This window comes from Brevundimonas sediminis, assembly GCF_048799765.1.
Lineage (GTDB): Bacteria > Pseudomonadota > Alphaproteobacteria > Caulobacterales > Caulobacteraceae > Brevundimonas.
The window spans coordinates 26735-39237 of sequence record NZ_JBLYQK010000024.1; the positions used below are offsets into that span (position 1 = coordinate 26735).

12 protein-coding genes and 1 pseudogene are annotated in these 12503 nt (G+C 69.0%); 8 read left to right on the plus strand and 5 right to left on the minus strand.

Translation table 11 applies throughout. The features are described from left to right. Positions 1-25 precede the first annotated feature (25 nt). The 3 genes and pseudogenes from ACLQ7T_RS12585 to ACLQ7T_RS12595 form a co-directional block, all read left to right on the plus strand. A pseudogene (locus tag ACLQ7T_RS12585) lies at positions 26-1472 on the plus strand (TadA family conjugal transfer-associated ATPase); the annotation flags it as partial. Between the two features lie 5 nt (positions 1473-1477). After that, on the plus strand, positions 1478-2452 hold the full coding sequence (locus ACLQ7T_RS12590) for a type II secretion system F family protein (protein ID WP_420479730.1): 975 nt from the start codon (positions 1478-1480) through the stop codon (positions 2450-2452). 9 nt (positions 2453-2461) lie between these two features. Continuing rightward, positions 2462-3445 (plus strand): type II secretion system F family protein, encoded by a 984-nt coding sequence (locus ACLQ7T_RS12595; protein WP_420472191.1) that lies wholly within the window; start codon positions 2462-2464, stop codon positions 3443-3445. Between the two features lie 117 nt (positions 3446-3562). Here ACLQ7T_RS12595 and ACLQ7T_RS12600 read toward each other — a convergent pair whose 3' ends face one another. Together ACLQ7T_RS12600 and ACLQ7T_RS12605 are read right to left on the minus strand one after the other, a co-directional pair. Beyond that, positions 3563-3994, minus strand: a complete 432-nt coding sequence (locus tag ACLQ7T_RS12600; RefSeq protein ID WP_420479731.1) for an SRPBCC domain-containing protein — start codon at positions 3992-3994, stop codon at positions 3563-3565. Between the two features lie 49 nt (positions 3995-4043). Continuing rightward, positions 4044-5345, minus strand: a complete 1302-nt coding sequence (locus tag ACLQ7T_RS12605) for an MFS transporter (protein WP_420479732.1) — start codon at positions 5343-5345, stop codon at positions 4044-4046. A 309-nt stretch (positions 5346-5654) separates the two neighbouring features. On the opposite strand from ACLQ7T_RS12605, the gene ACLQ7T_RS12610 reads away from it, so the two are divergent. Beyond that, entirely contained in the window at positions 5655-6974 is a 1320-nt protein-coding gene (locus tag ACLQ7T_RS12610) for an amidohydrolase (protein WP_420479733.1), read from the plus strand. A gap of 64 nt (positions 6975-7038) precedes the next feature. After that, positions 7039-7176 carry a hypothetical protein gene (locus tag ACLQ7T_RS12615; protein ID WP_420479734.1) on the plus strand — a complete coding sequence of 46 codons (138 nt, stop codon included), beginning with the start codon at positions 7039-7041 and terminating at the stop codon, positions 7174-7176. Here the strand turns inward: ACLQ7T_RS12615 and dapE are convergent. Then, complete coding sequence (dapE, locus tag ACLQ7T_RS12620) at positions 7173-8363, minus strand: succinyl-diaminopimelate desuccinylase (RefSeq protein ID WP_420479735.1); 1191 nt, start codon at positions 8361-8363, stop codon at positions 7173-7175. The two genes, ACLQ7T_RS12615 and dapE, sit on opposite strands and share 4 nt — an antisense overlap. A gap of 46 nt (positions 8364-8409) precedes the next feature. Here dapE and ACLQ7T_RS12625 point away from each other — a divergent pair, with 46 nt between their 5' ends. Continuing rightward, positions 8410-8886 carry a cupin domain-containing protein gene (locus tag ACLQ7T_RS12625; protein ID WP_420479736.1) on the plus strand — a complete coding sequence of 159 codons (477 nt, stop codon included), beginning with the start codon at positions 8410-8412 and terminating at the stop codon, positions 8884-8886. Then, entirely contained in the window at positions 8883-10175 is a 1293-nt protein-coding gene (locus tag ACLQ7T_RS12630) for an MFS transporter (protein ID WP_420479737.1), read from the plus strand. The genes ACLQ7T_RS12625 and ACLQ7T_RS12630 overlap by 4 nt, the downstream gene beginning before the upstream one ends. Positions 10176-10284: 109 nt before the next feature. Here the strand turns inward: ACLQ7T_RS12630 and ACLQ7T_RS12635 are convergent, their stop codons facing one another. Next, complete coding sequence (locus ACLQ7T_RS12635; RefSeq protein ID WP_420479738.1) at positions 10285-11307, minus strand: 2'-deoxycytidine 5'-triphosphate deaminase; 1023 nt, start codon at positions 11305-11307, stop codon at positions 10285-10287. Positions 11308-11409: 102 nt separating this feature from the next. Here ACLQ7T_RS12635 and apaG point away from each other — a divergent pair, with 102 nt between their 5' ends. Beyond that, positions 11410-11817: a Co2+/Mg2+ efflux protein ApaG gene (gene apaG / locus ACLQ7T_RS12640; protein ID WP_420472182.1), complete on the plus strand. Its 408-nt coding sequence runs from the start codon at positions 11410-11412 to the stop codon at positions 11815-11817. Positions 11818-12200: 383 nt separating this feature from the next. Here apaG and ACLQ7T_RS12645 read toward each other — a convergent pair. Further along, on the minus strand, positions 12201-12503 hold a 303-nt coding region (locus ACLQ7T_RS12645; protein ID WP_420479739.1), incomplete at its 5' end, for a GcrA family cell cycle regulator.

A 12503-nucleotide genomic window follows, 5' to 3' on the forward strand; every position in this document is an offset into this window, starting at 1 on the left:
GGGCCGAGGCGGAGCTCGCCGAGGCCCAACGCCCGGCGGCGGCCCCGCAGGCCGAGGGCGTCGACCGGCTGGACGCGCTCGCAGCGCGTCCGCGCCCCGCAGCCCCCCCGCCCAAGGCGGCCGGACCCGGACCGAAGGCTACGCCCGGCTTCGAACAGCTGAAGAAGGCCCAGCAGGTCGCGGAGATCGTCCGCGAGCAGTCGGACTATTATCACGCGACGAAGACGACGATCTTCAACGCCCTGATGAACACCATCGACCTGGCCCAGCTGGCCCAGCTCGATCCCAAGGCCGCGGCCGAGGAAATCCGCGACATCGTCGCCGAACTGGTGGCGATCAAGAACGTCTCCATGTCGGTCGCCGAGCAGGAGCATCTGGTCCAGGACATCGTCAACGACGTCCTCGGCTATGGCCCGCTCGAACCGCTCCTGAGCCGCGACGACATCGCCGACATCATGGTCAACGGCGCCGGCCGGGTGTTCATCGAGGTCGGCGGCAAGGTCCAGCTGACCAATGTCCGGTTCCGCGACAACGCCCAGCTGATGAACATCTGCCAGCGGATCGTGTCGCAGGTCGGCCGTCGCGTGGATGAGAGTTCGCCGATCTGCGACGCCCGCCTGCCCGACGGCTCGCGCGTCAACGTCATCGCCCCGCCGCTGGCGATCGACGGCCCGACGCTGACGATCCGGAAGTTCAAGAAAGACAAGCTGACGATGAAGAATCTGGTGGAGTACGCCTCCATCAGTCCCGAGGGCGCCCGCGTGCTCGGCGTCATCGGCGCGTCGCGCTGCAATCTGGTCATCTCGGGCGGCACCGGCTCGGGCAAGACCACTCTTCTGAATACCCTGACCGCCTTCATCGACCCGACCGAGCGCGTCATCACCTGCGAGGACGCCGCGGAACTGCAGCTGCAGCAGCCGCACGTCGTCCGCCTGGAAACCCGCCCGCCGAACCTGGAAGGGCAGGGCCAGATCACCATGCGGGATCTGGTGAAGAACTGTCTGCGGATGCGCCCCGAGCGGATCATCGTCGGCGAGGTCCGCGGACCTGAGGCCTTCGATCTGCTGCAGGCCATGAACACCGGCCACGACGGCTCGATGGGCACGCTGCACGCCAACTCCCCGCGTGAGGCCATCAGCCGGATGGAGTCGATGATCACCATGGGCGGCTACGGCCTGCCGTCCAAGACCATCCGCGAGATGATCGTCGGCTCGGTCGATGTCATCGTCCAGGCCGCCCGCCTGCGCGACGGTTCGCGGCGCATCACCCACATCACCGAGGTGGTCGGCCTGGAAGGCGATGTCATCGTCACCCAGGACCTGTTCGTCTACGAGATCACCGGCGAGGACGAGAACGGCAAGATCGTCGGCCGTCACCGCTCCACCGGCATCGCCCGCCCGCGCTTCTGGGACCGCGCCCGTTACTACGGTCTGGAGCGCGAGCTGGCCGAAGCGCTGGACGCGGCGGAGTAGGGCCGATGCTTCCGATCCTTGCCGCCGTCCTGGCGTTCATCACCATCGGCGGCCTGGGCTGGGCCTTCGTCGGAGGCGGTGATTCCAGCGACGCCGCGATCAAGCGCGCCCAGACCTTCAGTGGCCCGAAACAGGCCGCCGGCGCCGCCAAGCGGGCGGCCGCCAACACGCCGGAAGCCCGCCGCAAGCAGATCATGCTGCAGCTTCAGGAGTCCGAGAAGGCCGAGCGCAAGGCGCGGGTCAGCCTGGCCTCCAAGCTCAAGCAGGCCGGGCTGTCGACCACGGTGCGCACCTTCTGGATCATCAGCGCCGTGCTCGGGATCTTCGCCTTCCTGCTGCCGCTGCTGTTCGGCCTCAACATCCTGATCTGCCTGGGCGCCGCCGTGATCGTCGGCCTGGGCCTGCCGCGCTGGGTCGTCGGCTTCCTCGGCAAACGGCGGATGAAGAAGTTCTCGAGCCATTTCGCGGACGCGGTCGATGTGATCGTGCGGGGCATCAAGTCTGGCCTGCCGGTCCACGACTGTTTCAAGATCATCGCCCGGGAAAGCCCCGCGCCTCTGGGGCCGGAGTTCCAGAAACTGGTCGAGGGCATGGGCGTGGGCCTGACCCTGCCGCAGGCGCTGGAGAAGATGTACGAGCGCATGCCGACGCCGGAGCTCAAATTCTTCTCCATCGTCATCGGCATCCAGCAGAAGACGGGCGGCAACCTGGCCGAGGCGCTGTCGAACCTCACCACCGTCCTGCGCGCGCGCAAGATGATGGGCGAGAAGATCAAGGCCCTGTCATCCGAGGCCACGGCGTCGGCCGGCATCATCGGCTCGCTGCCGCCGGCGGTGATGATTCTGGTCAGTCTGACCACCCCGGCCTACATGGCCAAGCTGTTCACCGATCCGCGCGGCCAGTTCATGCTGCTGGTCGCGGTCGTCATGATGGGCTTCGGCGTCTTCGTGATGAAGAAGATGATCTCGTTCAAGTTCTGAGGACAGGTCATGGAAACCTTCATCGCCTTCTTCACCAACGTCCAGAACCTCCTCAGCCTCGGTGTCGGCGTTCTGGTGTTCGCCACCCTGGTGACCCTGCTGGGGTCGATCGGGCAGGGCGCCAGCCTCGACAACCGCATGAAGGCCGTCTCGGTCCGGCGCGAGGAGCTCAAGCGGCGGTCGCGGCAGGCCATCGCCCAGGGCGGGCCCGGCGGGCTGCGTCACACCGACGAGGGCTTCAAGAAGCGGGTCGTCGAACAGCTGAACCTGACCAAGCTGCTGGAGGACCCCAAGGTCGCCGACAAGATGGCCCAGGCCGGCTATCGCGGGCCCAAGCCGCTCACGACCTTCTACTTCTTCCGCTTCTCGATGCCCTTCATCCTGCTGGCGGTCGCGGTCTTCTACCTGTTCATCTTCAATGATTTCGGCCTGGCGTTCATGACCCGGGTCACCCTCTGCATGGTCGCGGCGGTGATCGGCTTCTATGCGCCCAACATCTTCCTGGCCAACCGGATCGCCAAGCGGAAGACCTCGATCATGCAGGCCTTCCCGGACGCTCTGGATCTGCTCCTGATCTGCGTCGAGGCGGGCATGTCGATCGAGGCGGCCATCCAGAAGGTCAGCCAGGAGATCGGCGGCGCGTCCATCGACCTTGCCGAGGAGCTGACCCTGTTGTCGGCCGAGCTCAGCTATCTGCCGGACCGCCGCATGGCCTATGAGGGCCTCGCCAAGCGGACCAACCATCCGGGGGTGAAGTCCGTCGCCACCGCCATGACCCAGGCCGAGACCTACGGCACGCCGCTGGGCGCCGCCCTGCGGACGATGGCCAAGGAAAACCGCGAACTGCGCCTGTCGGCCGCCGAGAAGAAGGCCGCCGCCCTGCCCGCCAAACTGACGGTGCCGATGATCCTGTTCTTCCTGCCGGTCCTGTTCATCGTCATCCTGACGCCGGCGATCATCAGCATCCAGGATACGATGGCCAAGGGCGGTTGACTTCGGTCAACCGCGAGGGGGCCAAGGGCGGTTGACTTCGGTCAACCGCGAGGGGGCCAAGGGCGGTTGACTTCGGTCAACCGCGAGGGAGCCAGGGGTGGTTAACCGCAAGCGGGCTCAGGCTTCCGCCGCCGCCTTCCAGGCCTCGGCCACGCTGTCGACGGCCTGGCGCAGGTGCTTGCGGTTCCTGTCGAAGAACATCTCGCCGCGCAGGCCGGAGAAGATGAAGCCGTTGGACGCGATGCAGCTGCCCGGCTCGAGCTCCTCGATCTCGAAATAGCGCATCGCGCGGAACCACAGGCCGCGGTTCTCCATCCAGACCAGCTGGGCGTAGGGCTGCCATTCGCCGACGCGCGCGACGCCCTGACGTTGCGGCAGGCCCTCTATCGTCTCGGCGAGGGTGATCTGGCCGCCGAAGGCGATCGTGCCCTCGACGCCGGTCTCGACCGGGTTCCAGCGGTCCCAGCCCGGCAGGTCGGCGATGACCTCCCAGATGGCGTCGGTCGAGGCGCGAATGCCGATGCGTTTTTCGATCTTGGCGGTATCCATGGCGCTGATCTGGCACGGCTGGCGCGGCCAGAAAAGGGCGCAGGTCGTCTCAGCGGTTGCCTTCGGGGCCGGGCTGGGAGGCCGGCGGGGTTTCGGGCGAGGGCGTTTCCTCCCGGTCGGGGAGGTCCGGCGGCCCCGCGCGCAGGACGCCGCTCATGAAGCAGAGGCCCGTGGCGAGGGCCAGCAGGACGGCGTTGGCGATGAAGGGCGCGGGCTCGGCCAGCTCATAGAGAGCCACGCCGATCACCGGCGGGGCCAGGAAGCTCAGCCCGGCCAGGGACATCATCAGCCCCGCGACCGCGCCCTGCTCGGCGGCCCCCACCGACAGAGACGAGCCGGCGGTGAAGCCGGGCCGGGCGAAGCCGACGCCCATGGACACCACCGCATAGCCGACGACGACGCCGTAGTAGCCGGGCGAGGCGATGCTCAGCACATTGCCCGCCAGCGCCAGGGCGGCGCCCCAGCGCATCAGGTCCCGGGCCTCCAGCTTGAGCATGGGGATCAGGCCCCACTGCGCCAGCAGGGTCGCGGCGGCGCCGGCGAACATGGCCAGGGCGATGAAGGGGTGACTGGCCGACTGGGCCGTGCCGGCGGCGGCCAGTTCGTCGATGATGTGGAAGCCCAGCACCGAGATGTTGATCGCCTGGGCGCCGGTGACCAGCAGGCCGTAGAGCAGGTAGTCGCGGACACGCGGGTCCTTCCACAGCCCGCGTCCGGCATGGTCCCGGCGGCCGCTGACGGAGGGGGTGCGGACCACATCCCCGCTGGGCAGCCTGCGCCAGACGACCAGCAGGGCGACCGCGCCCATGGCGGCGAAGGCGTACATCGGCCCCGCCAGTCCCACGACCGGCAGGACGAACAGCGGGGCGAGGGTGGGCCCCACCACCGTGCCCAGACCCTGGGCCGACGCCAGCATCGACATGGCCTGCGTCCGCTGTTCGGCGCTGGTGCGGTCGGCGACATAGGCCTGGGACGCAATCGGCGCGGCCGAGCCGTAGACGCCGTAGATGGTCCGGGCGGTGGCCATGAGGGCGAAGGCGACCGCAAAGCCGAGCCAGCCCTGCAGGCCGGAGGTCGTGGCCAGGCCGAAGCCGGTCATCGACAGGATGAAGCCGATGAGGCCGATCATCATCACCCGCTTGCGGCCCAGGCTGTCGGACAGGCGGGCCCACCAGGGCGAGGCCAGGGTCCACATCAGGGCGGAGATGGCGAAGGCCCCGGACACCAGGGTGTCGCGCAGCTGGAAGGTCCGGCCGATGTTCGGCAGCACCGACTGCAGGGCCATGTTGCCGGCCGCCGCGATCAGGCTGACGGCGAACAGCATGGCGAAGGCGGGCGAGCGAAGGTTCACGGCCGCAAGCCTAGGCGTTCGCCCGCACGGGGTCACCCCCGGATGGAGCGCGTCCCGCGGGTATTTTACCCGGGTGAAAATCTGAAAGCGCCCGAAAAAACACCGTCCAGACCGTCCAGACCGTCCAGACCGTCCAGATCGTCTGACCTTTCCGCCCCCGCCGTCTGGTCCCGAGAGCCGGAAAGCAGAGTCTGGCAGGAGCATGCGTCAGGACTGGACGTATGGCGTCCCGAGGGCGGGGCCGTTGAACGGCGGCCTTGCGCAGGGGGCGGACGGACTGCCACGGTGGCGACTTTCGGGGAGATCGCCATGACCGTCCGCCGCCTGATCGCCGTGTCCTCGCTCGCTCTCGGGCTGGCGCTTGTCTCCGGGCAGGCGGACGCCCAGGTCCCGCTGGCCCGGGTCGAGGCGGCGGTGGAGGCGGTCAATCCGCGCGTCGTCGACTGGCGGCGCGACCTGCACGCCAATCCGGAACTGGGCTTCGCCGAGACCCGCACGGCCGGCGTCGTCGCCGATCATCTGCGGTCGCTCGGGCTGGAAGTGCGCACCGGGGTCGGGCGGACCGGCGTGGTCGGCATCCTGCGCGGCGGCAGGCCGGGGCGCACGGTCGCCCTGCGCGCCGACATGGACGCCCTGCCGGTGCTGGAAGCCACGGGCCTGCCGTTCGCCTCCACCGCCACCGGGACCTACATGGGCAATACGGTGCCCGTCGCCCACGCCTGCGGCCACGACGCCCACATCGCCATGCTGATGGGCGCCGCCGAGGTGCTGGCCGGCATGAAGGACGACATCGCCGGGACCATCGTCTTCGTCTTCCAGCCCGCCGAGGAGGGCGCCCCTCCGGGCGAGTCCAAGGGCGGGGCGGCCCTGATGATCGAGGAGGGCGCGCTCTCGGATCCACGACCCGACGCCATCTTCGGCCTGCACGTCGTGCCGGGGCGGCCGGGAACCGTCTTCTATCGCCCGCAGGGCTTCATGGCGGCCTCGGATCGGGTCGACATCGTCCTGCACGGCCGCCAGACCCACGGCGCCTGGCCGTGGAAGGGCGTAGACGTCATCGCCGCCTCCGCCGACATCGTGCAGACAATCAACGCCCTGACCGCCCGCACCATCGATCCGACGACCACGCCGACGGTCTTCACCATCGCCACCCTGGACGCGGGGGTGCGCTACAACATCATTCCGGACACGGCGACGCTGTCGGGCACCCTGCGCACCTTCGACATCGCCGAGCGCGACGACCTCGTTCGGCGGGCCGAGCGGGCGGTCAACAATGTGGCGGAGACCTACGGCGCGACGGCCGAGTTCTCGGTGCGCCAGAACGCGGCTTTGGTGTTCAACAATGAGGACCTGTCCGCCTGGCTGGCTCCGGTCCTGACCGAGGCGGCGGGCGAGGGGAACGTCAATCCGGCGACCCCGCCGACCACGGTGGCGGAGGACTTCTCCTATCTGTCGCAGGCCGTTCCGGGCGTCTTCTACCATCTCGGCGCCTCGCCCGACGGCGTGGACCCGGCCCAGGCCGCGCCGAACCATTCCCCCGCCTTCGACGTCAACGAAAAGGTCCTGCCCCTGGGCGTGCGGACCCATGTGCTCAGCGCCCTGCGCTTCCTTGAGGCGCCCGCGCCCTAACCACGTTTCTCAACGGCCGCTCAACGAACCGGGCGCAGCCTTCCGGAGTTGCGGGAGTGACCGGATGCGTGAGTTGCCTGTGAAATTGCCGCCCATGCGGCTGGAGCGCCGGGGCTGTCCGGCGCGGGAGATCTTCTTCTTCCTGGTCGCCTTCGGCGCCATGTTCGGCGGCGCCCTGCTGGGCCTCGACCTGCTGCTCTAGGCGGCGCGGGCGAACCAGGTGCGGATCACCCGTTCATAGGTGGCGGCCAGCGCTTCCAGCTCCGCCGTCGGCACGCGCTCGTCGATCTGGTGCATGGTCTGGCCGACCAGCCCCAGCTCCAGCACCGGGCACAGGGCGCGGATGAAGCGCGCGTCCGAGGTGCCGCCGGTGGTCGAGGCTTCCGGACGGATGCCCAGTTCGGCCTCCACCGCATCCTGCACCGCCTCCACGAACACGCCCTTCTGCGTCAGGAAGGCGTCGCCCGAGTGCATGTGCTCGACCTCGATCCGCAGGCCGCTTTCAGCCTGGGCCTTGCCGGCCTCCGCGTTCAACCAGGCCATCAGGCTTTCGCCCGTGTGCGAGGGATTGAAGCGGATGTTCAGCCGCCCGCGCGCCTCGGCCGGGATCAGGTTGGTCGCGGTGTTGCCGACATCCAGCGTGGTCAGTTCCAGGTTCGACGGCTGGAAGGCCTCGTAACCCTCGTCCAGCCGGTGCGCCGCCAGGGTCGCCGCCAGTTTCGCCAGCACCGGCACCGGATTGGCGGCGCGGTCCGGATAAGCCACATGCCCCTGCTTGCCGTGCACGGTGAACCAGGTGTTCAGCGAGCCGCGCCGGCCGATCTTGATCATGTCGCCCAGCCGCTGCTGCGACGACGGCTCGCCGACCACGCAGGCGTCGATCACCTCGCCTTCGGCCATCAGGGCCTCGACCACCTTCTTCGTCCCGTGCAGGGCCGGGCCTTCCTCGTCGCCGGTGATCAGGAAGCTCAGCGAACCGGGCACATCGCCCTCGGCCAGAATCTTCGACACCGCCGCGACCCAGGCGGCGATCCCGCCCTTCATGTCCACCGCGCCGCGGCCGTACAGCACCCCGTTCTTCACCTCGGCGCCGAAGGGGGCGGAGGACCAGGCCTCGGTCGAGCCGGTCGGCACCACGTCGGTGTGGCCCGCGAAGCAGAGGTTCGGACCGGTCGTCCCGCGCCGGGCGTAGAGGTTCTCGATCCGCGCCTGCGCGCCCACGCCGTCGGGCTCGCCGAAGGCCAGCCGGCGACAGGTGAAGCCCAGTCCGGTCAGCGTCCGCTCCAGCACGTCCATGGCCCCTTCATCCGCCGGTGTGACGGACGGAATGCGGATCAGGTCGCGGGTCAGTTCGACAGGATCGATAACGGGAGTTGATGCATGGCTCATGGATCCTTGCTTTACGTGGTCGGGACGATTGGGAGAAGGCTGTGCCATGCCGAAGATCGACATCGACGCCGCGCCGACCGGACACGGCACATCCTATCCGGAAGAGCACGCCGGTCCGTGCAAGCCGCGCCGCCGCTGGCGGCTGGGCGATGCGGCCGGGCTGACCCAGTTCGGTGTGAACCTGCTGCGCCTGCCCGCGGGCGCCTGGTCGAGCCAACGGCACTGGCACGCCAACGAGGACGAGTTCGTCATGGTCCTGTCCGGCGAGGTCGTGCTGGTCGAGAGCGACGGCGAGACGGTGTTGCGCGCGGGCGACTGCGCGGGCTTCAGGGCCGGCGTCCCCGACGGACACAAGATCGAGAACCGTTCAGACAGCGAGGCCGTTCTGCTGGAAGTGGGAACCCGCTCCCCGACGACCGATGCCTGCGACTACCCTGATATCGACATGGTCCTGCCCGAAGGGGCGGATCGCTACTTCCACCGGGACGGCTCCCCCTACCCGAAATACGATCGACGCACGTGACTGTTGAAAGCCTCGACGCCGGCTCGCCGACGCCCCCTGTTCCGCCCGCTCCGCCCGAAGGCCCGTCCAGTCCGTGGGGCATCCGCGACTTCCGCCTGCTGTGGTTCGGTCGCGTGGTCGCGGTGCTGGGGATCCAGATCCAGTCCTCGGCCCTGTTGTGGCAGGTCTATGAGATCGCCCGTCGGGATCACCCGGTGGCCGAAGCCAGCCTGTATCTGGGCCTGGTCGGCCTGTGCCAGTTCCTGCCCCTGCTGGCCTTCACCCTGCCCGCCGGCGCCATGGCCGACCGGCGCGACCGGAAACAGACCGTCTGGATTTCCATCCTGGTCGAGGCCGCCTGCGCGGGATCGTTCCTGGCGATGGCCATTCATGGCTCGCCGCCGTTGTGGGGCCTGCTGGCCGTCGCCGCCGTCTTCGGCGCCGCGCGCGCCTTCCTCGCCCCGGCCAGCCAGGCCTTCCTGCCCATGGTGGTCGGACGCAAGGCCCTGCCGCCGGCCATCGCGGCCCAGTCCATCGCCTTCCAGACCGGCGCCATCGCCGGCCCGGCCCTGGGTGGGGTCATCGTCGGCGTGAACGTGCCCCTGGCCTATGCGGTGTCGCTGGGGCTGTTCCTGCTGGCGGTCGGCGCCTTCGTCCTGATCCGCACCAGCGGCAAGCCGGCCGTCGTCGAGACGAAACTGTCGCCGCTGGAGTCGGTGAAGGAAGGTCTGGTCTATGTCTGGAAGACCAAGATCGTGCTCGGCGCCATCTCGCTCGATCTGGTCGTGGTCCTGCTGGCCGGTGTGGCCCTGCTGACCCCGATTTTCGCGCGCGACATCCTGCATGTCGGGGCCGTCGGCTTCGGTCTGCTGCGCGCCTCGTTCGGCGTCGGCGCCATGGCGGTGGCGATCTATCTGAGCCGTTTCCCCATCGTGCAGCACGGCGGGCGCTGGATGTTCGCGGCCGTGGCCGTGTTCGGCCTGTGCACCCTGACCTTCGGCCTGTCGCACAGCGTCTGGCTTTCGGGCCTGGCCCTGTTCCTCGGCGGGGCGGCGGACATGATCAGCGTCAACATCCGCCAGACCCTGATCCAGCTGGCCACCCCCGATCACATGCGCGGCCGGGTCAGCTCGGTGTCCATGCTGTTCATCGGCGCATCGAACGAGCTGGGTGAGGCCTATTCCGGCCTGATGGTCCGCCTGCTGGGCGCGGTGGGCGCCGCCTGCTTCGGCGGCGTCGGAGCCCTCGTGGCCACGGGCGCCTGGGCGGCGATGTTCCCGGGGCTCAGGAAGGCGGACAAGCTGAGCTGAGCGGCGTGATTGGTGGCTGGTGATTGGTGGCCGACGCCGCCACCGTCCGCGCCCCACGACCCAAGGTCAGGGACGCCGCACTCACCAATCACCAGTCACCAATCACCTCTCAGCCCCAGGGCCTGAAGTGCTTCGACAGCTTCAGCCCCTGCTTCTGGTAGTGGCTGCCGCCCTCGCCGTAGAGGCGGCTGGGGCGTTCGGTCAGGGGCTCATAGACCAGCCGGGCGACGATCTGGCCGTGCTCCAGCAGGAAGGGGGTGTCGTGGGTGCGCACTTCCAGCACGCCCTTGGAGCCCGCGCCGTGCGCCTCGTCCGTGCCGAAGCCCGGGTCGAAGAAGCCCGCATAGTGGACGCGGAACTCGCCCACCGACGGATCGATCGGCGTCATTTCGGCGGCCTGGTCGACGGGGATCTCGACGTCGTCCGACGAGGCCAGGATGTAGAACTCGCCCGGATCCAGCAGCAGTTCGCCGCGACGCAGGGTCAGAGGCTCCCAGAAGTCCTTCGGGTCGTGGCCGTCGATGTGGTCCAGGTCGACCACCCCGGCGTGGCGACGGCCGCGGAAGCCGACGATCTCTCCAGCCTGCAGGTCGACGCCGACCGAGCGGGTCTCCAGCTTGGGCGGCTCGCCCGCCTTCAGGCGCAGCTGGTTCAGCCGGGTGCCCGGACGCACGAGGATGGAGAAGGTCTGGGGCGCGATTTCGAGGTAGAGCGGACCTTCGTAGCCCTCGTCCACGTCATCGAAGCTGCCGCCGCGGTCCGTCAGCAGGCGGACGAAGACGTCGACGCGGCCGGTCGAGCTCTTCGGATTGGCGCGGGCGATCAGGCCCTTGGGCAGGCTCAGCCGCTCCTGCAGCCTGGCGATATAGACGCAGCCCTTCTCCAGCACATAGCCGGCGGACAGGTCGATGGTGTGCATGGCCACGTCGGCGATGCGGTCCTCGACCTTGCGCCGGCCGGGCAGGAAGGAGGCGCGCACCCGCCAGGCGGTCGCGGACAGGCGCAGGTCCAGACTGGCCGGTTGCACCTGATCGGCGTCGAAGGGGGTTTCGGTGGTGATCGCGCCACCGGCGATCAGGGCTTCGATCGACTGGGCCGGAAGAATGCCGGGACGGGGATAGCTCAGGGTCATGCCTATCGCTTACACGAATTTGCGGCCTGTCTCTCTCGCTCCATTCCGGCCGCGGGGCAAGGTCCCGCTTGACGCGGCGATGCGTTCCGGGACCTTTCCCGCATGCATGACACCCCTGCCTATGAAGCCGAGACCGACGGGATCGTGGTTCGGGTCCGGCCCAGCTATCTGGCCGGCCAGTCCGATCCCGAGGGCGGACGCTGGGTCTGGGCCTATCAGGTCGAGATCGTGAACCTGTCGGCTTCGCCGGTGCAGCTGGTCGCCCGCCGCTGGACGATCACCGATGCGCGCGGCCATGTGGAGGAGGTGCGCGGTCCGGGCGTGGTCGGCGAAAAGCCGACGATCCAGCCGGGCGACAGCTATTCCTACGCCTCGGGCTGCCCGCTCGGCACGGCCTCGGGCTCCATGGTCGGCGGCTATTCGATGGTCGATGATCTGGGCCGCATGTTCGAGGTCGCCATCCCCGCCTTCAGCCTGGATGTCCCGGGCGAGCGACGGGTGCTGAACTGAGCGGCCGCTGGCGGCGGCGCGCCTGCTGCCGACCGTGGGGCGACCGGTGATTGGTGGTTGGTGATTGGTGGTTCGACGGGACCACTAGCGGCGCCTTGATGGGCTCGATGTTGGCGGTCGCCATCCACCAATCACCAACCACCAATCACTTACATCACTCGGTGCTCGACGGCCTGACGCCGGAGCCTCTGCCAAGGCAGAAGAGGTGAGGGGCTGCGTCAACCCGGATAACCGCAGCCCCCGCCCCCGGCGTCGTCGCCGCGGCGGGCGGCGTCAACGCGGACGGCGGCCCCTCTAGGGGCCATCTGTGACAGCCGTGTGGCTGAATAAAAGAAAGGCGGCCCGCCGGGTGGAGCGAGCCGCCTTGGGCAGGTCAGAACGACCTAGATGTAGCGGCGGAGCGACCGGGCCAGCTCCGAGGCGCCGTCCTTGCCACCCTTGCGGACCTGGGGCTGGTAGGCGACGCGGGCGTGCTCCACGCAGTAGACGCCTTCCGACGAGCGGCGGCCGCAGAAGCTGAACTCGGTCGAGGACGGGTCGCCGATCGGCCATTTGCACATGTGGGCGCCCAGGGTCATGACCGTGGCGGTGCCCGGCAGGTCCGGGATCGGAGCGGGCGTCGGGGCGACCGGCGCGACGGGGCGCGGCTGGGCGGCCTCGATGCGGCGCGGGGCGGACGGCGCCTG